The organism is Variovorax sp. 3319 (assembly GCF_031456585.1).
Classification (GTDB): domain Bacteria; phylum Pseudomonadota; class Gammaproteobacteria; order Burkholderiales; family Burkholderiaceae_C; genus Variovorax; species Variovorax paradoxus_P.
Genome location: NZ_JAVDUZ010000001.1, coordinates 786935 through 812996, shown reverse-complemented (window position 1 = coordinate 812996; position 26062 = coordinate 786935). Strand labels below are relative to the sequence as shown.

General features: G+C 66.1%; 28 protein-coding genes. 15 read left to right on the top strand and 13 right to left on the bottom strand.

The annotated features are described in order from the left end of the window. Positions 1-44: 44 nt before the first annotated feature. The 3 genes from J2X67_RS04085 to J2X67_RS04075 are packed head-to-tail and all read left to right on the top strand — an operon-like array spanning position 45 to position 2074. The gene (locus J2X67_RS04085) at positions 45-1103 is read left to right on the top strand and encodes an SRPBCC domain-containing protein (protein ID WP_309950738.1); all 1059 of its coding nucleotides are present in this window, start codon (positions 45-47) and stop codon (positions 1101-1103) included. Further along, a complete protein-coding gene (locus tag J2X67_RS04080; RefSeq protein ID WP_309950737.1) occupies positions 1100-1720 on the top strand; it encodes a DUF4166 domain-containing protein in 621 nt (206 codons plus the stop codon). The genes J2X67_RS04085 and J2X67_RS04080 overlap by 4 nt, the downstream gene beginning before the upstream one ends. Positions 1721-1726: 6 nt before the next feature. Next, positions 1727-2074 (top strand): DOPA 4,5-dioxygenase family protein, encoded by a 348-nt coding sequence (locus J2X67_RS04075; protein ID WP_309950734.1) that lies wholly within the window; start codon positions 1727-1729, stop codon positions 2072-2074. A gap of 13 nt (positions 2075-2087) precedes the next feature. On the opposite strand, the gene J2X67_RS04070 is transcribed toward J2X67_RS04075, so the two are convergent. Then, a complete protein-coding gene (locus J2X67_RS04070) occupies positions 2088-2744 on the bottom strand; it encodes a glutathione S-transferase (RefSeq protein ID WP_309950731.1) in 657 nt (218 codons plus the stop codon). A 101-nt stretch (positions 2745-2845) separates the two neighbouring features. On the opposite strand from J2X67_RS04070, the gene J2X67_RS04065 reads away from it, so the two are divergent. Further along, entirely contained in the window at positions 2846-4063 is a 1218-nt protein-coding gene (locus tag J2X67_RS04065) for a polyhydroxyalkanoate depolymerase (protein ID WP_309950730.1), read from the top strand. Between the two features lie 22 nt (positions 4064-4085). Here J2X67_RS04065 and J2X67_RS04060 read toward each other — a convergent pair whose 3' ends face one another. Beyond that, positions 4086-5042: a LysR family transcriptional regulator gene (locus tag J2X67_RS04060; RefSeq protein ID WP_309950728.1), complete on the bottom strand. Its 957-nt coding sequence runs from the start codon at positions 5040-5042 to the stop codon at positions 4086-4088. An 87-nt stretch (positions 5043-5129) separates the two neighbouring features. Here J2X67_RS04060 and add point away from each other — a divergent pair, with 87 nt between their 5' ends. Both add and J2X67_RS04050 read left to right on the top strand, forming a co-directional pair. After that, the gene (gene add / locus J2X67_RS04055) at positions 5130-6221 is read left to right on the top strand and encodes an adenosine deaminase (RefSeq protein WP_309950726.1); all 1092 of its coding nucleotides are present in this window, start codon (positions 5130-5132) and stop codon (positions 6219-6221) included. A gap of 8 nt (positions 6222-6229) precedes the next feature. Next, the gene (locus tag J2X67_RS04050) at positions 6230-7222 is read left to right on the top strand and encodes a tripartite tricarboxylate transporter substrate binding protein (RefSeq protein ID WP_309950724.1); all 993 of its coding nucleotides are present in this window, start codon (positions 6230-6232) and stop codon (positions 7220-7222) included. A gap of 33 nt (positions 7223-7255) precedes the next feature. Here the strand turns inward: J2X67_RS04050 and J2X67_RS04045 are convergent, their stop codons facing one another. Further along, entirely contained in the window at positions 7256-7696 is a 441-nt protein-coding gene (locus J2X67_RS04045) for a CBS domain-containing protein (RefSeq protein ID WP_126747450.1), read from the bottom strand. 143 nt (positions 7697-7839) lie between these two features. Here J2X67_RS04045 and J2X67_RS04040 point away from each other — a divergent pair, with 143 nt between their 5' ends. Together J2X67_RS04040 and J2X67_RS04035 are read left to right on the top strand one after the other, a co-directional pair. Continuing rightward, complete coding sequence (locus J2X67_RS04040) at positions 7840-9153, top strand: O-acetylhomoserine aminocarboxypropyltransferase (protein ID WP_309950722.1); 1314 nt, start codon at positions 7840-7842, stop codon at positions 9151-9153. Position 9154: 1 nt separating this feature from the next. Then, positions 9155-9967 carry an alpha/beta hydrolase gene (locus J2X67_RS04035; protein WP_309950720.1) on the top strand — a complete coding sequence of 271 codons (813 nt, stop codon included), beginning with the start codon at positions 9155-9157 and terminating at the stop codon, positions 9965-9967. Positions 9968-9973: 6 nt separating this feature from the next. Here J2X67_RS04035 and J2X67_RS04030 read toward each other — a convergent pair whose 3' ends face one another. Next, complete coding sequence (locus tag J2X67_RS04030; RefSeq protein WP_309950718.1) at positions 9974-10963, bottom strand: tripartite tricarboxylate transporter substrate binding protein; 990 nt, start codon at positions 10961-10963, stop codon at positions 9974-9976. 21 nt (positions 10964-10984) lie between these two features. Beyond that, entirely contained in the window at positions 10985-12406 is a 1422-nt protein-coding gene (locus J2X67_RS04025) for a M20 family metallopeptidase (protein WP_309950717.1), read from the bottom strand. 113 nt (positions 12407-12519) lie between these two features. On the opposite strand from J2X67_RS04025, the gene J2X67_RS04020 reads away from it, so the two are divergent. Further along, the gene (locus J2X67_RS04020) at positions 12520-13470 is read left to right on the top strand and encodes a LysR family transcriptional regulator (protein ID WP_309950716.1); all 951 of its coding nucleotides are present in this window, start codon (positions 12520-12522) and stop codon (positions 13468-13470) included. A gap of 3 nt (positions 13471-13473) precedes the next feature. Here J2X67_RS04020 and J2X67_RS04015 read toward each other — a convergent pair whose 3' ends face one another. The 3 genes from J2X67_RS04015 to J2X67_RS04005 form a co-directional block, all read right to left on the bottom strand. Further along, the gene (locus J2X67_RS04015; protein WP_309950715.1) at positions 13474-14139 is read right to left on the bottom strand and encodes an epimerase; all 666 of its coding nucleotides are present in this window, start codon (positions 14137-14139) and stop codon (positions 13474-13476) included. 12 nt (positions 14140-14151) lie between these two features. After that, entirely contained in the window at positions 14152-14538 is a 387-nt protein-coding gene (locus J2X67_RS04010) for a thioredoxin family protein (protein WP_309950714.1), read from the bottom strand. 219 nt (positions 14539-14757) lie between these two features. After that, on the bottom strand, positions 14758-15969 hold the full coding sequence (locus tag J2X67_RS04005) for a YihY family inner membrane protein (RefSeq protein ID WP_309950713.1): 1212 nt from the start codon (positions 15967-15969) through the stop codon (positions 14758-14760). 65 nt (positions 15970-16034) lie between these two features. On the opposite strand from J2X67_RS04005, the gene J2X67_RS04000 reads away from it, so the two are divergent. Both J2X67_RS04000 and J2X67_RS03995 read left to right on the top strand, forming a co-directional pair. Then, positions 16035-16442 carry a DUF2069 domain-containing protein gene (locus J2X67_RS04000; protein ID WP_309950712.1) on the top strand — a complete coding sequence of 136 codons (408 nt, stop codon included), beginning with the start codon at positions 16035-16037 and terminating at the stop codon, positions 16440-16442. 14 nt (positions 16443-16456) lie between these two features. Continuing rightward, entirely contained in the window at positions 16457-17890 is a 1434-nt protein-coding gene (locus J2X67_RS03995) for an FAD-binding oxidoreductase (RefSeq protein ID WP_309950710.1), read from the top strand. On the opposite strand, the gene J2X67_RS03990 is transcribed toward J2X67_RS03995, so the two are convergent. The 3 genes from J2X67_RS03990 to nthA are packed head-to-tail and all read right to left on the bottom strand — an operon-like array spanning position 17887 to position 19573. Beyond that, complete coding sequence (locus tag J2X67_RS03990; protein WP_309950842.1) at positions 17887-18261, bottom strand: nitrile hydratase accessory protein; 375 nt, start codon at positions 18259-18261, stop codon at positions 17887-17889. The two genes, J2X67_RS03995 and J2X67_RS03990, sit on opposite strands and share 4 nt — an antisense overlap. Positions 18262-18269: 8 nt before the next feature. Next, the gene (nthB, locus tag J2X67_RS03985; RefSeq protein WP_309950708.1) at positions 18270-18935 is read right to left on the bottom strand and encodes a nitrile hydratase subunit beta; all 666 of its coding nucleotides are present in this window, start codon (positions 18933-18935) and stop codon (positions 18270-18272) included. Beyond that, positions 18932-19573, bottom strand: coding sequence for a nitrile hydratase subunit alpha (gene nthA, locus J2X67_RS03980; protein WP_309950707.1), 642 nt, complete (start codon positions 19571-19573; stop codon positions 18932-18934). The genes nthB and nthA overlap by 4 nt, the downstream gene beginning before the upstream one ends. Before the next feature lie 36 nt (positions 19574-19609). On the opposite strand from nthA, the gene J2X67_RS03975 reads away from it, so the two are divergent. From J2X67_RS03975 to J2X67_RS03960, 4 genes are all read left to right on the top strand, one after another. After that, positions 19610-20449, top strand: coding sequence for a thymidylate synthase (locus J2X67_RS03975; RefSeq protein ID WP_309950706.1), 840 nt, complete (start codon positions 19610-19612; stop codon positions 20447-20449). A gap of 20 nt (positions 20450-20469) precedes the next feature. Next, entirely contained in the window at positions 20470-20991 is a 522-nt protein-coding gene (locus J2X67_RS03970) for a dihydrofolate reductase (RefSeq protein ID WP_309950841.1), read from the top strand. Next, positions 20988-22109, top strand: coding sequence for a phosphatase domain-containing protein (locus tag J2X67_RS03965; RefSeq protein WP_309950704.1), 1122 nt, complete (start codon positions 20988-20990; stop codon positions 22107-22109). Before J2X67_RS03970 ends, J2X67_RS03965 begins: the two co-directional genes overlap by 4 nt. 160 nt (positions 22110-22269) lie before the next feature. After that, positions 22270-22512, top strand: coding sequence for a hypothetical protein (locus J2X67_RS03960; RefSeq protein WP_309950703.1), 243 nt, complete (start codon positions 22270-22272; stop codon positions 22510-22512). Here the strand turns inward: J2X67_RS03960 and ligD are convergent. Together ligD and J2X67_RS03950 are read right to left on the bottom strand one after the other, a co-directional pair. Further along, positions 22499-25069 (bottom strand): DNA ligase D, encoded by a 2571-nt coding sequence (ligD, locus tag J2X67_RS03955; RefSeq protein ID WP_309950700.1) that lies wholly within the window; start codon positions 25067-25069, stop codon positions 22499-22501. The two genes, J2X67_RS03960 and ligD, sit on opposite strands and share 14 nt — an antisense overlap. Then, a complete protein-coding gene (locus J2X67_RS03950; protein ID WP_309950699.1) occupies positions 25048-26061 on the bottom strand; it encodes a lysylphosphatidylglycerol synthase domain-containing protein in 1014 nt (337 codons plus the stop codon). The genes ligD and J2X67_RS03950 overlap by 22 nt, the downstream gene beginning before the upstream one ends. Between the last annotated feature and the right edge of the window lies 1 nt (position 26062).

The following is a 26062-nucleotide window of genomic DNA, read 5'->3' as shown; positions in this document are numbered from 1 at the left end:
CAGCCCCCAACACCAACAAGACACAACGAGGAGAAGAAACTTTCATGAGCAACGAACCCGAAGAAGCCACACCGCGCGATTTGCCACCCCCCGCAATCAGCGGTACTACCACCGCCTCGGAACTGCACGAGATGCCGAGGCGCCGCATGCCTTTTGCGTGGTTCTGGCCACTGCTGGTGGGTGCGGCAGCTGCCTTTGTGCTGCGCATTGCCTTCAGCGGCCTGCCGGGCCAGCGCTTCTCGGCCATGCTGGGCTCCTTCATCTACCTTGCGCCTGCCGTGTGCGGCGCCGTCACGGTCTACATGGCCGAGCGCCTCGAGCGGCGCGGTTGGGGCTACTACATCTGGGCACCCTGGGTTGCCACTGCGCTGTTCGTGGTCGGCACGCTGCTGGTCTACATCGAGGGAATGATCTGCGCCATCGTGATCGTGCCGATGTTCGCCTTCATGGGCAGCCTCGGCGGATTGGCCATGGGCTTGGTCTGCCGCGTCACCAACTGGCCCAAGCCGGCGCTCTACAGCTTTGCGGTGCTCCCGCTGCTGCTCGGCGCCATCGAGCCGCAGTTGCCCAATCCGGAACTGATCTCGAAAACCTCGCGCACGCTCTTCATTGCCGCGCCCGCAGAACGCGTGTGGCACGAGCTCAACGATGTGCGCGACATCCGCCCTACCGAAGTGGGCGACGCATGGGCCTACCGCATCGGCGTACCCATGCCGCTGGCAGCCGTTACCGAGCAAACGCCAGAAGGCCGCGTGCGCAAGGTGCAATGGCAAAAGAACGTGCACTTCGACGAAGTCGTCACTGACTGGCAACCGCTGCAGCGCGTCGAATGGCGCTATCGCTTTTCGCCCGACTCTTTTCCGGCCGGCGCGCTGGACGACCACGTGCTGATCGGCGGCCACTACTTCGACCTGCGCGACTCGGCCTACACGCTCACGCCGCGCAATGGCGGCACCGAGCTTCGCATCGACGTTTCATGGCGCGTGAGCACGCGCTTCAACTGGTACGCTGACCGCGTGGCGCATTTTCTCCTCGGCGATTTTTCCGAGCACATCCTGCACTTCTACAAGGTACGCAGCGAAGCGGCCCTGGCAGGCGCATGAGCGACAACCGGCCCGTGTTCCAGCAGGCGCTCGGCCCCGGCTGGGAGCTGCTCGGCGACGTGATCCGCCGCCACTACACCATGGCGCCGTTCTCGAACGCGCATGTGTGCGTGCGCGGCACCATGGACGAGGTGCATCACGCGCCATGGGCACGTGTGCTCATGCCCTTCGGCCGCCTGTTCGGTGCGCTCGTTCCCTACACCGGCACAGGCGTGCCTGTCGAAGTGCACTACCGCTGCCGGCCCGACGATGCCCTCTTGTACTGGGACCGCGTCTTCCGGTTCGAAGGCCGGGCGCCGTTCCACTTTCGCTCGCACATGGCGCATGCGGCAAAGGGCAACAAAGAGGTCATCGAATACGTGCGCTTCGGCATCGGCATGCGCCTAGCCGTGAGCGCGGAAGAAGGCGCACTGGTGTTTCGCGACCTGGGGTACCTCTGGCACCTTGGCAGGCTGCGCTTGCCTCTGCCGCTCGGCCTGCTGCTGGGCAACGCCTACGTCGAGGAGCGGCCCGATCCGGCCGACGCCGATTGCTTCACCATGAAGATGGTGCTGCGCCACCGCTGGTTTGGCGACGTCTTCCGCTACAGCGGGCGCTTCAGGTTAGGGCCACAATGAGCCGATATGCCGCGCCGCCCTGAAAACCTCTATCCGCAATACCACGCCCACGTCTACTTCGGCCCCGACACGGTCGCGCAGGCAAGGCAGCTGTGCGATCGCGCAGGCCGCGAGTTGATGGTGGTGGTCGGCCGGGTGCATGAGCGGCTGGTCGGGCCGCATCCGCACTGGAGCTGCCAACTGGCGTTCGACGCCGCCGAGTTCGACCAGGTGATCGAATGGCTGGAGGCCAACCGCAACGGCCTCGACATTTTTGTGCACGGCGTCACGGGCGACGACCTGGCCGACCACACGGCGCATGCCATGTGGCTTGGCGAAGAAAGCGCGCTCGACCTGCGGATGTTCCGCCACTAGGCGCCGGCCCTGCTCAGAACTCCGCGTCCAGTTCGTCGATTTCTTCGGGTTCCTGCTTCGCGGCGGCCACCCACTCCTGCATGGCGGGCAGGTCCATCACGCGCTTGCAGTAGGAGGCGCAAACGGTGTCCAGCGGAACGTCGTAGCTCAGAAAGCGCGTGACCACCGGCGCATACATGGCGTCGGCCATGCCGGGCTGCTTGCCGAACAGAAAGGGGCCGCCGTAGGTCTTGAGGCATTCGCGCCAGATGGCGACGATGCGGTCGATGTCGGCCTGCGCGCGCGACCAGATCTTGAAGCCCGCAAAGCGCGCCTTGATGTTCATCGGCAAGGCGCCGCGCATCGAAGCAAAGCCCGAATGCATTTCGCCGCAGATCGCGCGGCAATGCGCGCGGGCCTGGATGTCGGCCGGCAGCAGCCCGGCCTTGGGCTTGATCTCGTTCAGGTATTCGCCAATGGCCAGCGTGTCCCACACCTTCACGCCGCCATGCTGCAGCGACGGCACCAGCATCGACGACGAGAGCAGCAGCATCTCGGCCTTCATGGCCGGGTCGTCGGGTGGAATGATCTTTTCGCTGAAGTCCAGCCCGGCCAGCCTGCACATCAGCCAGCCCCGCAGCGCCCAGGCGCCGTAGTTTTTGCTGCTGATGGTGAGAACGGGTTTGGCCATCGTGGGTCTCCTTGGCGGGTGTGCCTAGCTGCCGGGTTGGCTCCCATGGCCGTGCAAGGCCTGTGCCACCGCTTGGCCCGCAACTTGCCTGTACTACTTATATGTTGTACCGGGCCTACCAGAACCAAGCCGACCTGCTCTCGCCCTCCCGGCTCGCAGCCCAGTACCTCGGCCAGGCACTCTGGAAGGACGGCACCGAAGGCACCATGGTGCGGCGCATGGCTGCCCAGTTCGAGGTGTTCTCGCGCATGCGGCTCACCCATTCGCGACCCGACTACGCCATTGAAAGCGTTGTGGTCGACGGCGCGGAAACCGCGGTGCACGAAGAGAAAACACTGGTTTCGCCGTTCGGCACTCTGCTGCATTTCCGCAAAGACACAAAAGCGGTGCACCCTCCTGTGCTGCTGGTCGCACCACTGTCGGGCCACTTTGCCACGCTGCTGCGCGAAACCGTGCGCACCCTGCTGCGCGACCACGACGTGTACCTGACCGACTGGCACAACGCGCGCGACGTGCCGCTGTGGCACGGGGGCTTCAGCCTGGACGACTACACGCTGCAGCTCATCCAGTTTCTGGAAGCGGTCGGCCCGGGCGTGCACATGGTGGCCGTGTGCCAGCCCTGCGTGGCCGCACTGGCCGCCACCGCGCTCATGGCCGAAGACGACAACCCCGCCACGCCGCGCAGCCTCACGCTCATGGCGGGCCCCGTCGATTGCCGCATCAACCCTACCGGCGTGAACAAGCTCGCCACCAGCAAGCCCATCGAGTGGTTCCGCCGCAACCTCATCAGCCACGTGCCGTGGCCGCATGCCGGCATGATGCGGCGCGTGTACCCGGGCTTCCTGCAGCTTTCGGCCTTCATGAGCATGAACCCCGAGCGCCACAAGAAGCAGTTCGAGGACATGGCCAGCCACCTTGTCGAAGGCGACCTCGAGAAAGCCCGCACCATTGCAGCCTTCTACGAGGAATACCTGGCGGTGAACGACCTGCCGGCCGAGTTCTACCTGGAGACGGTAGAGCGCGTGTTCCAGACCTACGACCTGCCGCGCGGCGTGCTCACCGTGGGCGACCGAACGGTAAACCCGGCCGCCATCCGACGCACCGCGCTGCTCACGGTGGAAGGCGAGCGCGACGACATCTGCGCGGTGGGCCAGACAGTGGCGGCGCAAGACCTGTGCACCGGCATCCGGCCCTACCTGAAGGTGCATCATCTGCAGGCCGGCGTGGGCCACTACGGCGTTTTCAGCGGCAGCAAATGGAACGCGCAGATCTACCCGCGCGTGCGCGAAACCATTCACGCCGCGGCCGAGCTGCACTAGATCTGCCCGCCTCGGCGCCGCTTCAGCGCCGGTTGCGCGCGCCCTTCGCAGCCACCCGCCGCACCGCGGCTTCACCGGCCTGCGGAAGCCGCTCGCGCAAAAACGCAATCAGCTCTTGCGCCGCCACGTTGCGCATCGGCCCCGGCAGGTAGGCCAGCACCACGCGCCGCTCGACGCGCGGTTTCGACAAGGGAACCACCACCAGTTCAGGGTCGCGCAGCGACGAGGTATACAGCCGCGGCATCAATCCCAAGGCCTGGCCGCTTCGCACCAGCGCATACAGCGTTTCGGAATAGCTCACGCGGTAGGGCTCGGGCCCCTGCTCGAACTGCGCACGGGCCGGGTTGCCGAGCGCCGGCATGCTGCCGCTTTCGAACAGCACCAGCCGCTCCTTCCCGATCGCCTCCCAGTTCGCATCATCGGCAGCGGCCAGTGCGTGGTTGCGCGGCACCACCAGTACCAACGGGTCGCGGAACAGGTCGACACAAGTCAGGCCGCCCGGCGGCTCTGTAATTGCCGCAACGGCCATGTCGAGCTGGCCGCTGCGCAGTTCGGCCAGCAGATCGGTCGAAGGTGCGTCGCGCCAGGCAATTTCGACCTCGCGCCCTCCGGCTTCGAGAAATTCGCTCGCCGCGGCCATCACGCGCCCGCTGGCCGAGGGAATCACACCCACGCGCACGAACGCCCGCCCGCGCCGCACCGTGCTCTCGATGTCGCGCAGCGCCACGTCGAACGCGTTGACCAGGAAGTCGGTGCGCGCCAACACCTCGGCGCCCACCGACGTGAGTTCCAGCCGGTGGGTGGAACGGGTCAGCAACTCGGCGCCCAGCAGTTTTTCCATCTGCTTGATGGCGTTGCTCAGCGCCGGCTGGGTAATCGCCAGCCGACGTGCCGCGCGGCCGAAGTGCCCTTCTTCGACCAGCACCGAGAAGAACTGGAGCTGGCGCAGCGTGAGCGCCCTGAGCGGCGAAGAGGCCATAGGGTTGGGTCGGCGATTGATTGGATGAATCAAATTATAGAAATTCAAAATTTTGCTTATGAGGCGGCGCTCCCTAGACTGCCCGGCATGACCCGCCCCGAACTGCCGCCCCTCACGCTGGAAGCCATGCTGCATGCGATGCCGAAGGTGGAGCTGCATTGCCACCTGTTCGGCACGGTGCGCCACGAAACCTTCAAGCAGCTCAACCATCGCGCCGGTTCGCCGCTGGCGGCCGACGAAATCGAAGGCTTCTATACGCGCGGGGAAAAGCCGGTCGGCGTGCTGCGCGTGCTGCGCGCCCTCGACGCGCAACTGGTTCGCAGCCCGGGCGACCTGTACCAGCTGACGCTTGAATACCTGGAGGACGCGGCCGCCCATAACGTGCGCTACGCGGAGTTCTTCTGGAACCCCACCGGCACGGTGCAAGGCTCGGGCATTGCCTACCCGATGGCGCAGGGCGCAATCGTCCGGGCCATTCACGATGCGCAGCAGGAGTTCGGCATTACGGGCCGCCTCATCGCCGCCATCGACCGCGAGGCCAGCCCCGAGGCCGCCGTCGAAATGGTGGAGTGGGTCAAGGCGCACCGCTGCGACGAGGTGATCGGCATCGGCATCGACTACCGCGAAACCGACCGGCCGCCCGAGCTTTTTGCCGAGGCATATGCCGCAGCGCGGCGCGCAGGGCTCAAGGCCACCGCGCACGCCGGCGAGTTCGGCATGCCGTGGACCAACGTGCGCACCGCGCTAGACATGCTGCAGGTCGACCGCATCGACCACGGCTACACGGTGGTCGATCAGCCCGACTTCGCGCGCCGGTGCGCCGAGCGCGGCGTGATCTTTACCGTGGTGCCCACCAACTCCTACTACCTGCGCACCCTGCCGCCGGAGCGCTGGGCGCAGGACCACCCGATCCGGCGCATGCCCGGCATGGGCCTGCGCATCCACCCCAACACCGACGATCCGACGCTGCACAAGGTCACGCCCACCGGGGCCTGGCTGATGATGGTGCGCGACTTCGGGTTCGGGCTGGACGACCTGCGCGGCTTCATGCACAACGGGCTCGACGGCGCGTGGATCGACGACACCCAACGCCGCGAATGGCGCACGCAATGGAGCCAGGAGTTCGACGCGCTGCGCGCCCGTCTTGCACAAGAGCCGCAATCCGCCCACCCGCAATGAGCCAAGCCATGACCAAACCCTTCAGCCTGCCCCGCCGCACTCTTCTTGCCGCCACTCTCTGCGCGATGCTGCCCGCCGCAGCACTTGCACAGGCCGCATGGCCTACCGCCAAGCCGATCACACTGATCGTTCCGTATACGGCAGGCGGCAGCGTGGACGTCAACGCCCGCCTGGTCGCCACGCGGCTGGCCGAGCGGCTGAAGCAGTCGGTCGTCATCGACAACGTCAGTGGAGCGGGCGGGGCCATCGGCGTGGCCAAGGCCGTGAATGCCGCGCCCGACGGCTACACGCTGGTGGTCGGGCCCGACAGCGCCATTGCCATCGGCCGGCTGGTCAACCCCTCGGCCTTCAAGTTCGATCCGCTCAAGGATCTTGCGCCGGTGGGCATGCTCAACACCGCGCCGATGGTGCTGGTGGCACGCCCCGGCCTGGAGGCCCAGACCTATGCCGACTTCGTGAAGCACGCCAAGGCCAAGCCCGGTGCCTACAACTACGCCACTTCGGGCGTGGGCACGGTGCTGCAACTGGCCATGGAGCTCTTGAAGCAGCGCAGCGGCATCTTCGTGACCCACGTGCCCTACCGCGGCGGGGCGCAGATTGCCACGGACGTGATCGGCAACCAGGTCGACCTGGCAATGCTGGTAAGCACCAGCGCCATTCCGCATGTGAACGGCAACCGCCTGAAGGCACTGGGCATTACCGGCAACCAACGCCTCGCCGCGCTGCCCAATGTGCCAACCTTCAGCGAGATGCTGGGCCTCAAGGGCTACGACATGGTGAGCTGGACCGGCATCTTCGCGCCTGCCAAGACGCCGCCGGCCGTGGTGGCGCGCCTCAACCAGGAGCTGAACGCGGTGCTGGCCGAGGACCAGGTGCGTGCCAAGCTCAACGAGCAAGGCGCCCTGCCGGGGAGCGGCACGCCCGAGCAGTTCGGTCAGTTTGTGCAGGCCGAGTACGCCCGCAACCAGAAGATCGTGCAGACGGCCAATATCAAGGAATAAGCTCGCCGCACCGCGCGGCTGGCGCCGCCGCGGCTACTGCTCTTCAGGCCAGTCGCGGATGTAGGCCTTGAGCATCTTGTTCTCGAAATTCTGGCTGTCCACCACCGCCTTGGCCACGTCGTAGAAGCTGATCACGCCCATCAGCATGCGCTTGTCCATGACGGGCATGTAGCGCGCGTGGCGCTCCAACATGATGCGGCGGATTTCGTCGAGCTCGGTTTCGAGAGTGCACGTGACGGGCGCGTCGTCCATGGCCTTGCGCACGAGCGTGCCGCCCACCTGGCCGCCGTTGTCGACAAGGGCCACGATCACTTCCCTGAAGGTGAGCATGCCGACCAGGTCGCCGTGTTCCATGACCACGAGGGAGCCGATGTCCTTTTCCGCCATGGTCTTGACCGCTTCGGCCAGCAGGTCGTCAGGCGTGATGGTGAAGAGCGTGTTGCCCTTGACGCGAAGGATGTCGCTGACTTTCATCGTGTGCTCCTCTCGGAAATCGTTCTCGGCGGCGGTGCCGAATTGAATATAGCCCACAATCGGCGCCGACTCCCACGCCCATGATGCGCGCGCATGATTAGCAGACGTAACGGGGCATTGCGAACGAACCCAGAAAGGTGCTCATGCCCGGCTATTCCGACCCCGGATTCGATACTTTGGCGCTGCACGCCGGCGCCGCACCCGACCCCGCCACCGGCGCGCGGGCGGTGCCGATCCACCTCACCACGTCTTTCGTCTTCGAGTCGAGCGACCATGCGGCCGCGCTCTTCAACCTGGAGCGCGCGGGCCATGTGTACTCGCGCATCAGCAACCCCACCAACGCGGTGCTAGAGCAGCGCGTTTCGGCGCTCGAAGGCGGCATTGGCGCCATTGCCACCGCCAGCGGCCAAGCGGCGCTTCACCTCTCGATAGCCACGCTCATGGGCGCGGGCTCCCACATCGTAGCCAGTACCGCGCTCTACGGCGGCTCGCAGAACCTGCTGCACTACACGATGCGGCGCTTCGGCATTGAAACCACCTTCGTGAAGCCCGGCGACCTGGACGGCTGGCGCGCAGCGGTGCGCCCCGAAACCAAGCTCTTCTTCGGCGAAACAGTTGGCAACCCCGGGCTCGACGTGCTCGACATTCCGGCGGTGAGCGACATTGCGCACGCAGCCGGCGTGCCGCTGCTGGTCGACTCCACGCTCACCTCGCCTTACCTCATCAAGCCCTTCGACTGGGGCGCCGACCTCGTCTACCACTCGGCCACCAAGTTCCTCTCGGGCCATGGCACGGTAATTGGCGGCGTGGTGGTCGACGGCGGCAGTTTCGACTGGGAAAAGTCGGGCAAATTTGCGGAGCTCACGCAGGCCTACGACGGCTTTCACAACATGGTCTTCAGCGAGGAAAGCACGGTGGGCGCGTTCCTGCTGCGCGCGCGGCGCGAGGGCCTGCGCGACTTCGGCGCATCGATGAGCCCGCACACCGCCTGGCTGATCCTGCAAGGCATCGAAACCCTGCCTCTGCGCATGGAGCGCCACATCGACAACACGCAAAAGGTGGTCGAATTTCTCGCGAGCCATCCGTTCGTGTCGCGGGTGGGCCACCCTCTGATCGAGTCGCACCCGAGCCATGCACTGGCTCAAAAGCTGCTGCGACACGGCGCACGCGGTGCGGGCGCCGTGTTCAGCTTCGACATGAAGGGCAGCCGCGCGCAGGGCAAGGCATTCATCGAAGCACTCAAGCTCTTCAGTCACCTGGCCAATGTGGGCGACTGCCGCAGCCTGGTGATCCACCCAGCCAGCACTACGCACTTCCGCATGACCGACGAGGCACTGGCGGGTGCGGGCATTTCGCAGGGAACGATCCGGCTCTCGATCGGGCTCGAAGATCCGGCGGACCTGATCGACGACTTGAAGCGAGCGCTGAAGGCTGCGGAAAAAGCGGGGGGCAACTGACATGAGCTACACAGTCAACAGCCACACCACTTATTGCTACACCGGCGGCAAGGCCTTCGATGCGAGCAAGCCGACCGTGGTGTTCATCCACGGCGTGCTCAACGACCACAGCGTGTGGATCTTGCAAAGCCGCTGGTTCGCCAACCACGGCTGGAACGTGCTTGCGCTCGACCTGCCCGGCCATTGCAAGAGCGATGGTCCGCCGCCCGCGAGCGTGGAAGAGGCTGCGCAGTTCGTCATTGCGCTGCTCGACGCCGCCGGCGTGCAGAAGGCAGCGCTGGTGGGCCACAGCTTCGGCTCGCTCATTGCGCTCGAAGCTGCCGCTCGCGCGCCAGAACGCGTCACACATCTTGCGCTGGTGGGCACCGCCTATCCGATGACTGTGTCGCCTGCGCTTCTGGACGGCGCGCTCAACGATCCGCAGCGCGCCATTGCCATGGTCAACACGTTCTCTCACTCTCTGCTTGCGCCGCCTCCCTCCTCACTCGGCCCCGGCACCTGGCTCTACGGCAGCTCGCGCGCGCTGATGCGCCGCGTGCTCGCGAGCAACCGCAATGCCAATGTGTTCCACATCGGCTTCAAGGCCTGCAACGATTACGCCAACGGCGAAAAAGCCATAGAAGCCGTGCAATGCCCCGTGCTCTTCCTGCTTGGCGATGCCGACCAGATGACGCCGCCGCGAGCCACCAAGGCACTGGCCGGCAAGGCGAAGCAGGGCAAGGTTGTCACTGTGCATGCGGGGCACTCGCTGATGAGCGAGGCGCCCGACGAAGTGCTGTTTGCACTGCGCGACTTCGTCGGCACACCGGCCTGAGCCAAATTATTCGGGCGCTATGCCCGCGCGAGGGGCCAGCGCCCGATAGCGAGAGATCTCGCCTTCCATCTGGCTGCGGAATGCCGCCGCGCCAATGGTCACCGGCTCCATGCCCTGCGCGCGAAGCTGCGCCTGCAAGACCGGGCTGCTCATGGTTGCGGTGACCGCCCGCGCCAGCTTGTCGAGCACCGGTGCCGGTGTGCGGGCCGGCGCCGCAAAGCCGTACCAGGCGTCGAAGGTCGCGTCCGGCAACCCCTGCTCGGCCAGGGTGCGCACCTCGGGCAGCATGCTGGAGCGCGTTGTGCCCACGATGCCCAGCGCACGCAGCTTGCCCGAGCGCACATGCGGCGCCACGGCCGCCACGGTGTCGATGCCGATCTCTATCTCGCCGCCGATCACCGCCATCGAGCCTTGGCTGCTGCCCTTGTACGGAATGTCCTGCAGCTGAATGCCCGCGGCCAGCGCGAGCAGTTCACCCGCCAGGTGCGGCCCCGAGCCGGCGCCGAAGGTCGCGTAGCGGATGCTCTTCGGCTTGGCCTTGGCGGCGGCAATGAGTTCTGGCAGCGAGCGCCATGGTGTGCCCGCACCCACCACCAGCACCAGCGGCGTGCGCGCGACGATGGCAATGGGCGCCAGGTCGCGCACCGGGTCGTAAGGCAGCCTGGCGCGCAGCGCGGCGTTGACGCTGTAGCTGGTAGAGCCCGAGAGCAGCAGCGTGTAGCCGTCGGGCGAAGCCTTTGCGACCGCATCGGTGCCGATGATGGTGGAGGCCCCGGGCTTGTTGTCGATGACCACGGGCTGGCCGAGCCGCTCCGACAGGCCCTGCCCCATCGCCCGCGCAACGATGTCCGTGCCACCGCCCGGCGGAAAAGGCACGACCAGCTTTACTGGCTTGTCGGGCCAGGCGTCCTGCGCGAGTGCGGGCGCATGCAAGGCGAAGAGCGCCGAAGCACAAGCCAGCAGGCTGCGAAGGCGGTAGGAGAGAGCAGTTTTCATGGTTCGTCCGGAAAGAAAAAATCAGGAGGAGACGGCGTGCAACGTCTTGCCCGCTGCCCACGGCGCGAGCCCCGGCTCGCCCAGGTCCCAATACAGGCCGGCCATGATCTGCAGGCCTTCGCGTGCGAGCGGGGCCAGCAGGTGTTCATTGGGCGCATGCTGCGCGCAGGCCGGATACGAATGCGGCACCCACAGCGTGGGCAGGCCCAGCAGGTCGGCAAAGACATCGTTGGGCAGCGAGCCCGCAAGGTTGGGCAGCAGGTCGATGCGCTGGCCGCTGCTGTCTTCGATGGAGCGCCTGGCCCAGGCGACCCAGGGGTTCTCCACGTCGAGCCGCGTGGCGGCACCTTCCAGCGTGACCTGCACCTCGACGTTGCCGAAGCCCCGAGCATCCAGATGGGCGCGCACGATGTTCGTGAGCTCCCGCCACGGCGTTCCGACGACGAAGCGCAACTGGCAATGCGCCACCGCCTCGGCCGGAATCGCGTTGACGGGCCGCTGCGGCGAGCCGGCACCCAGCGCGAGCACCTCGATGGTGTTCCACGCGACGAGCCGCTCCGCCGGGCTCAGGCCGGGTTCGCCCCAAGCTTCGTCCAGTGCCGGGTCGTCAGCGCCGCCGCCAATGGCGATGTTCGCCAGCGCCTCGCGCACGCCCTTGGGAATTTCGGGTGGCCGCAGGGCGTCGACCAGAATGCGCCCGCGCGCATCGACCAGCGAGGCCACTGCATGGCTCAGCACCGTGGCCGGATTGGCAAGCACGCCGCCCCAGTTGCCCGAGTGGTAGCCCCGTGCCCGGGCACGCAACCGCAGGCTGAAGTTGACGGCGCCGCGCGAACCAAGAAAAAGCGTGGGGCGCTCGGCGCTCACGCGCGGTCCGTCGCTGGCAATGAACAGGTCGGCGCGCAGCTTGTCGCGCTGCTGCTCGCACACGGCGTGCAGGCCCGGCGAAGCGGCCTCTTCACCCGTTTCGATGAGCCAGGTGATGTTGTAGCCCAGGCGCCCGCCCCGCGCGCGCAGCGCAGCCGCCAGCCCGCCGAGCGCAATGGTGTGCTGGCCCTTGTTGTCTGCCGTGCCGCGCCCGTACCAACGGTTGCCGCGCACGGTGAGCGCCCAGGGGCCGAGGCCCTCGTCCCATTGCGCATCCTGGCCGCTCACCACGTCGCCGTGGCCGTAGCTCAACACGGTGGGCAGTGCAGGGTCTTCGACACGCCGCGCGATCAGGAAGGGTCCGCCGCCGGCCACCGGGTTCTCGAAGATCTCGCACTCGAAACCCAGCACACCCAGCGGCGGCACCAGCTCGTCGCGCAGGTAGGCGCCGAGCGCCGGCGTAGCGGCACCGGTGTCGCTTTCGGTGCGAAAGGCGACGCGCCGCTGCAGGTCGGCGAAGAAGCCGCCTTCGTCGAAATAGGCGGCGGCAGCGGCAAGGCTCTCGGTACGTTGCATGAAGAGGTTTTTCCTGTGTGCGTGGGGTGCAGCAAGTACAAGGCCTGGAGCGCGATGCTTCCAGCATCGTTTTAGCAAGCTACCATTGCCTTGAAGGCAAGGCTCGAATTTCCATGACACCACCGCTCCTCAGCATTCCGATGCGCCATTTCCTGGAAGTGGCGCGCAGCGGCTCGGTAAGCCAGGCCGCGGCGCGGCTGTTCGTGGCCTCGTCGGCGGTCAGCCGGCAGATCACCAAGCTCGAAGACAGTTTGGGCACGCCCCTGTTCGAGCGCCACGCCCGAGGCATGGCACTCAATGCAGCCGGAGAGCGCCTGGCAGCGCATCTGCGCAATGCGCAACTCGACATCGAACAGGTCATCGAGCAGGTGCGCGACCTTGGCGGGCGCGGCGCACACCGCATTCGCATGGCTTGCACCGAAGGCTTTGCTGCGCACTTCATGCCGCAGGTCATGCGCGGCTTCGAGGCGGCCCATCCGGGCACGCAGCTCGAACTCCACGTGGGCTCGCCCGACGGCGTAAGCGCGTTGCTCGCGCGCGGCGAGGCCGACATCGCACTCAAATACGTGGTTGCGCCCGAGCCTGGACTGAGGATCGAACACTCGGCCAACGCACCCGTGTTCGCGGTGCTGCGGCCCGACCATCCGCTGGCGCGCCAGCGTGTGGTGTCGGTGGCAGATGCGGTGCGCTTTCCGCTGGCCGTCGGCGACAAGGGCGTCACTGCGCGGCAACTCTTCGATCAGGCGTGCAGCCTGCAGGGCCTGCAGTACCGCGCGATTTTTGTCAGCAACTTTTCATCGGTGCTGCTGCCGCTGTTGCGCACGCCGGACGTGATGCTGTCGGGGCACCTCACGGTTACGCACCTGATCGACGCGGGCACGGTGGTGGCGCGCCCGTTTGCCGAGGCGCCGCTGCAGCAGCGGCAGCTTCAGGTGCTGGCGCTCGAAGGCCGCACGCTCACGCCGCTTGCACAGGAATTCGTGCAGCACCTGGTGAATGCCATCGCCAGCGCGGGACGGCGCAAGCTGGGGCGCGCGCGTTCAGGTGCGCCCGCGGCGGCCTGAGCCTCAACGGCCCAGGGCGTTGATATCGGCCGGATCGAGCAGCACCTTCGGTGCGCCGTGCCGCGCCACCGCCAGCATGGCGCGGCCCACCTTCTCGGTGGTGGTCACCTTGCCGGGCCACAGCCGGTAGGCAAGCCCCAGCACCGGCTTGAGCACCATGATCGCACCCTGGTAGAGCGGCGTCTTCGAACGCACGCCGTACAGCGGCTGGATCATGCCGGGACGAAACATGTAGGCCGCCTTGAACGGCAGCTTGAGCAATGCGTTTTCGGTAGCGCCCTTCACGCGCGCCCACATGCTGCTGCCGCGCTCGCTGCTGTCGGTGCCAGCGCCTGTGACGTAGGTGAATGTCATGCCCGGGTTGAGCCGCGCAAGCACCGTGGCCGCAGCCATCGTGAGGTCGTACGTAATGCGCTTGTAGTCGGCCTCTTTCATGCCGACCGACGAAACGCCAAGACAGAAGAAGCAGGCATCGAAGCCCTGCAACTGCGGCTCGAAGCCGCTGTAGTCATACATGTTCCTGATGACCACGTCCTGCAGCTTCGGGTGCTGCTGCCCGGTGGCATTGCGGCCGACTGCAACCACGCGCGCCACGTCGGGCGCAAGCAGGCATTCGCGCAGCACGCCCTGCCCCACCATACCGGTGGCGCCAAAGATCAGTATGTTCATGCGAGGGCGCGGTCAGACCGCGAATTCGGCCGGCCGCTTCTCGAGCACGGCCAGCAGCAAGTCGACGTCGAGGGTGGAAGGCTGCGGCGCCTGCAGCGCGCCGAGCATGCGCGAAAGCGTTTCGGCATGCGGCAGCAGCGGACCAAGAAAGCGGGTGCCTTCGGCGCCGGCGATCAGCAGCGTAGGAAAGGTTTCCACGTCGAACGCATCGGCAATATCGGCGTGGTCTTCGATGTCTACCCACGCAAAGCGAAATTGCGGATGCGCCCGCGCCACCTGCTCCAGCAGCGGCCGGTAGTCGCGGCAAGTGCCGCACCATTCGGCGCACAGGCACACGACCCATGGCGCGGCGCCGGCCGGCTCGGCGGATTCGGGGGCGGCAGCGGGAAGAGCGCTCAAGGCTGATGCGGTGAAAGTGTGAATACAAAGCCGCAGTGGCGCGGCCGAAAGGTCGTGGCTATTATGAACAAAGCGCCCTCGGCGCCGCGGAGGCTCGCACGATGAACACCACGACTGCCCCGGGATCTGGCCTTGTTCAAGCGCCCGCTCTACAGCTTCCTGGGCGGCTGGGCGATGTACCGCGGCATCCGGCTGGGCAGGGCCAGGATCTGACTGCTACTAAATAAGGAGCACGTCGCCCAGGCGCAGCGACCGCAGCGGCCCTTTTTGCCAGAGGTCTTCGAGCGGCTCGGCCCGGGGCATCAGCAGTTCCCTGAGCAGCGGCTCAATGGGCGTGGACGGGTCGGCCAGCAGCACGTAGCGCGGGTCTTCGTTCGGAGTTTCCTCGGCGAGCGGCGCAATCCAGTCGAGTGCCACCAGGGTTTCGAGCACCTGCACCAGCTGCAGCGCGTCCACCCGCATGCGCGTGACGAGTTCGGTTGCGCCCATGCCCTTGGCCGGTGTCGCGCGCGCACGCGCCAGGTGCTGCAGCACCTCCATGGCCAGTTGCAGCGGCCACCCCGCCCGGCCGCCGCGGCGGGCCACGCCGGTGAGCAAGCTGGGCAGATAAGCCGCAATAACCGCACCCAGCAGCACGATGACCCATGCCACGTAGATCCACACCAGGAGAATCGGCACCGTGGCAAAGGCGCCGTAGAGCACCGAATACGTCGGCACCAGGCTCAGGTAGTAGCCCAGCACGCGCTTGGCAATTTCGATGGCCGCCGCCACGAAGATGCCGCCGGCCCATGCATGCGACCAGCGCACGTTGGTATTGGGCACATAGTGGTAGAGCGATGCCATGCCCGCCGCGAGCAGCACGAATTCGAAGGTGTCGAAGAACAGCTTCAGAATGCTTCCGCCCACCACGTCGCGCGACGCGGCAAACACATACGAAGTGGTCGACAGGCTCACCGCAAGGATGAGCGGGCCGAGCGTGATGGCGGCCCAGTAGATGAGCACACGCTGGGCAAGAGGCCGCGGCGAGCGCACCCGCCAGATGTTGTTGAGCGTCTTGTCGATGGTGAGGATCAGCGCAATGGCGGTGATGAGCAGCACCACCAAACCCGCAATGCCCAAGCCCCCTGCCTTGCTGGAGAACTGGTTCAGGTAGCCCAGCACCTGCCGCGCGATGTTGTCCGGAATCAGGCTTTCTATGAACCAGCGCTGCAACCGTCCTTGCAGCTTGGCAAACATCGGGAACACCGTAAAGAGCGCCAGCGCCACGGTGAAGAACGGCACCATTGCAATGGTGGTGGTAAAGGTGAGGCTGCTGGCCGTCAGTCCAAGGCGGTCTTCGCGGAACCGCTCGCCCAGCACCGCCGCGGTGTTGCCCCACGGAAAACGCGAAAGATCCCTCCATAGCTGACGACGATTCATGGCCGGTATCATAAGAACCCGAACCCCTCTCCTCGTCTTCGCACACTTCGTGTCGCCAGTTCCGCGGTGCTCACTTCATGCAAATCATCACACCGCACGCCTCTTCTTCCGTCCGCGCCACCCGATGGCTTGCCGTGGGCAGCCTGGTCGGCTTGATCGCGCTGGGGCTGGCCTGGGAACTGTGGCTGGCGCCGCTGCGGCCCGGCGGTTCGCTGCTGGCGCTGAAGGTGCTGCCGCTTGTCATTCCGCTTGCGGGGCTCTACAAGAACCGCATGTACACCTACCGCTGGGTCAGCCTGATGATCTGGCTTTATTTCACCGAGGGCGTGGTGCGCGCATGGAGCGACACCAACGGCGTGGGGCAGGTGCTTGCGCTGGTCGAGGTGCTGCTGTGCCTCATGCTCTTTGCGGCTTGTGCCTGGCACGTGCGGCTGCGGCTGCGCAATGCCAAGGCGGCCCGCCAAATGGAGGCTTCCGTTCAATGACGCCAATGACGCAGATGACAACTTCCTCTTCTCCCTCCCTCATAGACCAACTGCGTGCCATCGTCGGCGCGCAGCACGTGCTGAACGAGGGCGACCTGGCAGCCTATGAGCAAGACTGGCGCAAGCGCGCACGTGGCAAGTCGCTGGCCGTGGTGCGGCCCGCCAACACGCAGCAGGTGGCAGACGTGGTCAAGGCCTGCGCCGCGGTGGGCACGGCCATCGTGCCGCAGGGCGGCAACACCGGGCTGGCAGTGGGCTCCATTCCCGATGACAGCGGCACGCAGGTGGTGCTGAGCCTGCAGCGGCTCAACACCATCCGCACCGTCGATGCGGCCAACCTCACGATGACGGTCGAAGCCGGCTGCATCTTGCAGACGCTGCAGGAAACGGCCGAGAAGCAAGGCTTCCTGTTTCCGCTGAGCCTTGCTGCCGAAGGCAGCTGCACCATCGGCGGCAACCTTGCAACCAACGCGGGCGGCACGCAGGTGGTGCGCTACGGCAACACGCGCGAGCTGTGCCTGGGCCTCGAAGTGGTCACGCCCCAGGGCGAAATCTGGGAAGGCACGAGCGGCCTGCGCAAGGACAACACCGGCTACGACCTGCGCGACCTGATGATCGGCAGCGAAGGCACGCTGGGCATCATCACCGCCGCCACCATGAAGCTCTACCCCCTGCCCGCTGCGCAACTCACGGCGTGGGCCGCGGTGCCGTCGCTCGACCATGCGGTCACGCTGCTGGGCCTTGCGCACAAGCACCTGGGCTCGGGCCTCACCGGCTTCGAGGTAATGGGCAAGTTTGCGTTGAGCCTGGTCGACAAGCACATGCCGCAACTGCGCGTGCCCTTCATCGGCGACGAAGCCGTGCCCTACTGCGTGCTGCTGGAGAACTCCGACAACGAATCCGAAGACCATGCGCGCGCGCGCTTCGAGGCGCTGCTCGAAACGGCCTTTGAAGACGGCTGCGTAACCGATGCCGTAGTGGCCGAGAACCTCGCGCAGGCACACCAGCTCTGGCACATTCGCGAGAGCATTCCGCTCGCGCAGGCCGAAGAGGGCTTGAACATCAAGCACGACATCTCGATTCCCGTGTCGCGCATTCCGGAGTTCGTGGCAGAGACCGATGCGCTGCTGGCACACGAAATCGCAGGCGTGCGGCTGGTGAACTTTGGCCACCTGGGCGACGGCAACCTGCACTACAACGTGCAGGCGCCCGAGAACATCGACACCAAGGCCTTTTTGAAGAACGAAGAAGAGCGCATCAACACGCTGGTTTACGACGCCGTCGAAAAGTTCGGGGGCTCGTTCTCGGCCGAGCATGGCGTGGGTTCGCTCAAGGTCGACAAGCTCGAAAAGCACAAGTCGCCCGTGGCGCTGGAAATGATGCGCGCCATCAAGCGCGGGCTCGACCCGAAGAACATCCTGAACCCGGGCCGAGTGATCCGCGTCTAGGCGGAAAAGTCTTCGCCGCGCAACTCGATGGGCTGGCCGTGCGGCGTGCGGTCGGCCGCGTGGTCCCAGGCGTGGCGGTAGCGCGCGAGTTCGTCGCCCGAGCTCGCGCCCTTGCGGGCCACCAGGCCCTCGAGCGCGGCAAGCCAATGCCGGTAATAGGTGTCGCCGGCGTCAGGGTCCCCAGCGGCTTGTGCAGCGGTGATCTGCGCCGCAAGCGCCTCGGCCCACTCCACCCAGCTGAAAAGGCCACGCTCATGCAGCGCAAGCGTCATCGCAAAGGCCTGCGCTTCCCACGGCTCGCGGAACACCGGGCCATCGGCGTCGCGCGGCATGCCGGGTGCGAGCGCGAGTGGCGGCATGTCGATCTTCATACCGGTCTTCATGCAACGGACTCCAGGTAGCTTTCCCATGCATCGACCGACACCGAGAGGTTTTGGCTTTGCGCAGCGTCACCCCAGAGCTCGGCTTCCTCGAAGACCACGGTGTAGAGCCACTGCGGCTGTTCGCCGATGCCCTGCGCATTGGCGTCGGCAAACACATGCGCGCCGTGAACGTGTTCGATGGTGCCGCGCTTGCCCTGCACGTACCCTGGCAACCGCGTGTGATGGTCGACCTTGCCGATGTGCATGCGCACGGCTTGGCCGACGGCAAAGCGCGCAGGGCCCGGCGCGGCGCGCTCGGTCGGCGAGCCCTTTGCAAGCACCGTGGGCACGTTCCCGGCCTGCAGCACGCGGGCGACCGGCGCGGCCGGGTGGCGCATCTCTCCGGACGCGATCTCGTCGGGAAACACCTGCCCGCGCTGCAGCATCAGCTGCTCGAGCGCCCCGAGCCAGATTTGGTAGTAGCTCAGGTCGCGGTAGTTCGGCAGGGTCTCGCGCATGGCGCGGCTCGCATCGATGTTCCAGGAGCCGGTTGCGCCCATGGCAAGCGTGAGCGCCAGCGCTCGCGGCTCCCAGCCGGCGTGGAAGAGTTCGCCCTCGGGCTCGGGTGTGACCGGCCCGAAGCCCGGCTGGCCGCCCAGGTCGGCGTGCGTGACGTAGCTCATGCGGCGCTCCTGGCGGCGGCCGGCGAATCGGCAAGCCGCGTGCCGATCATCGAATCGCGCGAAACGAGACTGGCAAGTTGGTCTTCGCTCCATCCATCGGTGCCTGCGGGCCTTTGCGGAATCACGAGGTAGCGCACCTCGGCGGTCGAATCCCAGACGCGGATGCGCGTTGTCTCCGGCAGCGCGGTGCCGAAATCGGCCAGCACGCCGCGCGGGTCTTTCACGGCGCGCGAACGGTATGGCGCGCTCTTGTACCAGGTGGGCGGCAGGCCGAGCACGGGCCAGGGATAGCAGCTGCAGAGGGTGCAGACGACCATGTGGTGCTGCTCGCCGGTGTTCTCCACCGCCACCATGTGCTCGCCCTGGCGTCCCGTGTAGCCGAGCGAGGCAATGGCGGCCGTGGCATCGGCCATCAGCCAGTCGTGGAAGTTCGGGTCGACCCAGGCCCGCGCCACCACCCTTGCCCCGTTGCGCGGGCCGATGCGGGTCTGGTAGGTGTCGATCAGCGCATCGAGCGCGGCGGGATCGATGTAGCCCTTCTGCGTGAGCACGCTTTCCAGGGCGCGCACACGCAGGTCCATTTCGCCGAGTTCGCTGTGGTCGTGGGAGTGCTCGTGGGAGTGGGGATGTCCGGTCATCGGCCAATGCTAGCGCCGCCCCGTAAAATTCCCAACATGACCTCGCCCGCCCGCCCCGTTCGCTCCCAGTACGAAGATTTCATGCGTCACGTCGACACCCACGGCGTTTTCAAGAGCGACCGCACCGGCACGGGCACAAAGAGCGTGTTCGGCCACCAGATGCGCTTCGACCTGAATGAAGGCTTTCCGCTGGTCACCACCAAGAAGGTGCACCTGAAGTCCATCATCCAGGAACTGCTGTGGTTTTTGACCGGCTCCAGCAACAACAACTGGCTCAAGGAGCGCGGCGTCACCATCTGGGACGAATGGGCACGCGAAGACGGCGACCTTGGTCCCGTGTACGGCGTGCAATGGCGCAGCTGGCCCACGCCCGACGGCGGGCATATCGACCAGATCTCCGAAGTCATCAAGACGCTGAAGACCAACCCCGATTCGCGCCGCATCATCGTGAGCGCATGGAACGTGGCCGAGCTCTCGAAGATGGCGCTCATGCCATGCCATGCCTTCTTCCAGTTCTACGTGGCGCCGCCGCAGGCACCCGGCGAGCGCGGCAAGCTGAGCTGCCAGCTCTACCAGCGCAGCGCCGACATCTTTCTTGGCGTGCCGTTCAACATTGCCAGCTATGCGCTGCTCACGCACATGGTCGCGCAGCAGTGCGACCTCGACGTGGGCGACTTCATCTGGACCGGCGGCGACTGCCACATCTACAGCAACCACGCCGAGCAGGTGGCACTGCAACTGAGCCGCACGCCTTACGCCTACCCCACGCTCCACATCAAGCGAAAGCCCGCCTCGATCTTCGACTACCAGTACGAAGACTTCGAAGTGCTCGACTACAAGCACCACGAGGCGATCAAGGCGCCCGTGGCCGTGTGACCGCATTGCTCCGGCCCGATATGCCCACACCGCGTTTGCATCTCATCTTCGCCCGCGCTGCCAATGGCGTGATCGGTGCCAAGGGCACCATGCCGTGGCACCTGCCCGAAGACATGGTGCATTTCAAGCAGCAGACGGCCGGCGCGCCGGTCGTCATGGGCCGCAAGACCTGGGATTCGCTGCCGCCGCGCTTCAGGCCCCTGCCCGGCAGGCACAACATCGTCATCAGCCGGCAGGACGACTGGAAAGCCGAAGGCGCCCACCGCGTGGGCAGCCTGCAGGAAGCGCTTGCGCTTTGCGAAGAATCGCAGGTGCCCGATGTGTGGGTGATCGGCGGGGCGCAGATCTACGCCGAAGCCGAGCCGCTTGCGCAGTACGCCGTGGTGACCGAACTCGCGCACGACTACGAGGGCGATGCGCACGCACCCGAGCTCGCCCCTTCCGAGTGGCGCGAGACCAAGCGCGAGCCGCACGTTTCGGCCAAGGAAGGTTTGAACTTCAGCTTCGTCACTTACGAACGCGTGGCCCCCTCGAAGACATGAACGGCGACGTCCGGCTCGCCGTTTCCCCGCCGCTGCGGCGCCGCTCCTTTCTGGCCGGCGCCGCACTGCTTTGCGGCCTTGCACCCATAGAGGCGCTGCAGGCGGCCGAGCGGCTGGAGCCCGACGAAGAGGCGCTCTTCATGCCGGGCACCGCGCGCCCCACGGGCGACGGCAGGCTCGAGGTGGACATTCACGCCTGGGTCTACGAACCCGACCGGCGCTGGGGCCTCAACACCGCGTTCGCGCGTTACCTGGGCTTGCGCCTGAACAAGCTCTCGCCCGCGGCGCGGCTGCGCTTCAACCAGCGCACGGCGCTCTTCCATGCCGAATCGGAAGAGGGCAAGGTGTTCGATATCGACTTCGACGGCAGCCCGGTGCGCGCGACCTCGCCGCCTTCGGGCGCCAACGGCCGCATGAACATGCGGATCGTGATCGATGCACCCCATGCATCGGCTTCGGAGGAATGGCTGAAATTCCATGCCGTGACCGGGCCGGGCGAACTGCTGCACCGCTTCAGGGGCCAGGCGCTCATCGTTCCTGCCGAAGGCCTCTCGATCATTTCGGACATCGACGACACCATCAAGCGCACCCAGGTACGCGACCGGCGCGAGATGCTGTTGAACACATTCGCGCGGCGCTTCGAGGCCGCGCCGGGCATGGCTGCGTACTACCGGGCGCTGTCGCAAGCACCGGGCACGCGGTTTCACTACCTTTCGGCCAGCCCGATGCAGCTTTACCCCGCGCTGGCCGACTTCGTCCGCGATGCAGGCTTTCCCACAGGCAGCATGCACCTGCGCGAGAGCACGACCTGGCGCACGCTGATTCCGGGCGACCAGGATTCGCGCACCCACAAGCTGGGCGTCATCGAGCGGCTGCTGGCCGACTTTCCCCGGCGGCGATTCATGCTCGTGGGCGACTCGGGTGAAAGCGACCCCGAGATCTACGGCCACGTTGCGCGCACCTACCCCGACCGGATCGACAGCATTGCGATACGCGATGTAACGGGCGAAGACGGCGGCACCGCCCGCTACGCAGCGGCCTTCAACGGCATCGACGCGGCGCGCTGGCAAATTCTTCCAGCCGACCGGGCTCCCGCGCCTGCGCAGGTTGCGCGGTAAGCGGTTTCAGCCCTGCGCGGATCGGCACCTTCGTTTCAGTCTTGGGCAAAAACGAACACTTCTGTACACACAAGAAAGTCGTATGCGGTGCAGGGATTAGGCACAAACGTGATTTTTTCCGCAAAATGTTTGTACCGCCATCTAGACAAGGAGACGGCTCATGTCCATGGAGTTTCTTCGAGTCATTGCCGAACAGAAATTGCCATACGTCGTCCACACGCCAGCAGACATCGACCGGGTGCGCGTGCTGCGTGCGGCCGAGCTGGTCACCGCTTTCATCCCGCCGTCCACCGGCCACGCGCCGGACGATCGCGCGATACGCCATCTGGCCCAGGTCGAATCGATCACCGCCAAGGGCATGCTGGCACTGAACAAGGCCACCTCGGCCTTCATCGAACTCTGAGCTTTGCCTCGAAGCCCAGCCGCTTCATTGCGGCTCCCGGGCTGACCGCGGCCTTGGCGTAGCCCGCCCACGGTTCGTTGCCGCGGTCGAGCCGGGCATGGATGTTTCGGAGCGTCCACTGCGCGCCGCTCGCAAGCGTTGGCACCTCGGCCCACTCCACAGGCACCGATACCCCCATGCCCGGGCGCGCGCGCACCGACCAGGCACACACCGTGGTCGCACCGAAGCCGTTGCGCAAGTAGTCGATGAAGATGCGGCCGACGCGGTTGCTCGGCCCGCTCTTGGCAACGAACATCTGCGGCACCGTGCGAGCCATGTGCCGCACGATGGCCTGGGAAAAATCCTTGACGGTGTCCCAGTCGTATTGCCGTTTCAGCGGTACGACCACGTGCAAGCCCTTGCCGCCGCTGGTCTTGCAGAAAGAAGGCAGGCCGAGTTCATCGAGCACCACTCGCATCAGCTCCGTCGCCTGCAGCACCATGGGCCAGCCGACGCCCTCGCCCGGGTCAAGGTCGAAGGTCATGCGGTCGGGCTTGCCGATGAGCGTCTTCACGGCGTTCCAGGTATGAAGCTCGATCACGTTCATCTGCGCCGCGCTCAACAGCCCCAGCGGGCTCGCCACTTCGATGAGCTCGGGGTGCGCGGGCCACAGCGCCGGGTCGAGCTGCCGCACGCCGGCCATCTGGCCCTCGTCGAGGTGCTTCTGAAAGAACAGTTGCTCCTTGATGCCCTGCGGCGCGCGCACGAACGAAACCGGCCGGCTCTTGAGGTGCTCCATCATCAGCGGCGCGACAAGGCCGTAGAAGCGCACCACTTCGACCTTGGTAATGCCTGTGGTCGGGTCGACCACGCGATCGGCATTCGAGACCTTGAAGTTGGCGGGCATCGTGGCCGAGGGTATCGGCCCGGCGTCTTTCGCCGGCTTGGCCTCCTTGCCCGGCCTGGCCTTCGGCTGATGCACGGGCTTCTCGCGGATGATCGCCCTGGCGGGCTTGTCGGTGCGCACGCTGTGGAACACCGGGTGCCGCACGTGGCCGTCTTTGGTCCATTCCGAAAAAGTGACTTCCGCCAGAAGCACCGGCTTGACCCAATGCGCGCGGCGGTCGTTCTCTGTCGGGTCCTTGAACGGGCGCTCGTCGGTGCCGAGCGGCTTCAGCCTTTCGAGCATTTCGTTGAGCGTGCGGCCGTTGAAGCCCGCACCCACGGCACCCGAATAGACGAGATCGCCCTTCTCGTCATGCACGCCGATCAGCAATGCACCGATGCCCACGCGCGAGCCCTTCGGATCGGTATAGCCGCCAATGACGAACTCCTGCCGGCGAGAGCACTTGAGCTTGATCCAGTCGGGCGAGCGCCGCGACGCGTAGGTGCTGTTCTTGCGCTTTCCGATCACGCCCTCGAGCCCGATCTTGCAGGCCGAGGCCACGATGTCTTCAGGCGGCGCATCGAAGATTTCGCTGAAGCGGATTTCAGGCGGCGCCTTGGCAAGCAGCGACTGCAGCAGGGCCCGGCGCTCCACGAGCGGCACGCCCGTGAGGTCGAAGCCATCGTAGTACGGCAGGTCGAAAAGAAAGTAGACGATGTTGCTGGTCTTCTCCTTGTCGAACGCGTTCTGCAAGGCTTGAAAGTCGGTGCTTCCAGATTCGTTGAGCACCACGATCTCGCCGTCGAGCCACCCGGGCTTGAGCTTCATGCCCTTGATGGCGCGCACCAGCTGCGGCATGCGGCTGCTCCAGTCGTGCCCGTTGCGCGTGATGAGCTGCACGTCTTTCTTCTCGTCGATGCGGGCAAGCAGGCGATAGCCGTCGAACTTGATTTCGTAGAACCAGTTCCCGGGGTCGGGCGGCGGGCCGTCGACCAGAGTGGCAAGCAGCGGCGACAGCTTGGCGGGCATGGCGGCCTTCACCGCATCGGCCGGCATGCCGCCGCCTGCCTTGCCGCGTTTTGCACGGGCAGGCGGCGCCGCCTCGGGTGCGGGCGCGGGCGCGGCCGGCGTGGGCATCGGCATCTCGGCCACGCTGTCGGGAAACTGGTCGACCACGCTGAACTCGGCGGCCGGGCGGGCGTAGTCGTCGTGCTCCTTGATCAGCAGCCACGCATCCTGCTTGTCGTCCTTGTTGCTGTGCATGCGCACCAGCGCCCACTTGCCGCGCAGCTTGTAGCCATGCAGTTCGAACTTGAGGTTCCCGGCCTTGTAGCCCTTGCGGGCATCGCCGATGGGCGTCCAGGTACCCTTGTCCCAGATGATCACCTTTCCCGCGCCGTATTGCTTGGGCGGTATCACGCCCTCGAACTGGTTGTAGGAGATGGGGTGGTCTTCCACATGCACCGCCATGCGCTTGTCGTGCGTGTCGTAGCTGGGGCCCTTGGGCACCGCCCAGCTCTTCATCGCGCCATCGAGCTCGATGCGAAAGTCGTAGTGCAGGCGACTGGCCCAGTGCTTCTGCACCACGAACTGCAGCGTGCCGGGTGACGATGCGCCGCCCTCCTCCGGCTCGGGCGTGACGCCGAAGTTGCGCTTCTCCTTGTAGCGCTTCAGCGGGTTTGCGCGCGCCATGGTGTCTCGCTTTCCGCCTCGTTCGGATGACTTGCCGCGTAACGCTCGAGCAGCAGGTAAAGCACAATGCCGCCGGCCAATGGCAACAGGTAGTAAAGCGCGCGGTAGGCCAGCACGGCGCCCATCAGCGCGCCCTGGCGCACAGTGCCTGAAAGCAGCGCCAGGTAAACGGCTTCGAGCACGCCCAGCCCGGCCGGAATAGGCGTGATCACCCCGACGATCGAAGCAGCGAGCAGCACGCTCAACGTCGTCGTATACGGCACCTGACGGCCCAGCAGCAGGTACATGGCGCAGCCCATCAATGCCCAGTTGGCGGCGGAGAGCGTGAGCTGCACCAGCGCCAGCTGCGCCGACGGAAGCTTGAGCCGCCGCCCCCTCACCTGCCACTGCCGCCCACGCGAGAACGCACAGGCCGCCACATACGCCGCGGCCAGCACGATCATCACCACGCCAAGGACGCGAAGTGCATCCGTGCCAATGCTGGCCTGGCGCGGCGGGGTGATGGCACCTGCCGCAAACAGGCCGCCCGCGAGCAGCCCGTAGCCCAGCCAGTTGGTCGCCAGGCTGATGCCGACGACCTGTGCCACGGTGGCTTCGTCCAGCCCGGCGCGCGCGTAGAGCCGCGCGCGCAGCGCAATGCCGCCAACCAGCGAGCCCAGGTTGAGATTGAATGCATAGCTCGTGACCGCAATGGCCCACGTGCGCCAGCGCGGAACCTTGTGGCGCGTGTGCCGCTTGCCGATCAGGTCGAAGCAGCCATAGAGCGCGTGGCTCGCGGTCGCGAGCCCCAGCACGCCGAGCAGCAGCGTTGCGGGATAGCGCTGCAGTGCCTGCCACGCGCCGGCCCAATCGACCTTGTGCGCATGCGACAGCAGCAAGCCGAGCACCGCGACCCCGAGCAGCGGCAGCAGCCAGCGGCGGCAGCGCCGCCACAGCGACGGCTTGCCCGTGGAAGCGCTGGCTGCCGAAAGCGTGGTGGCGTTGTGGTTCATG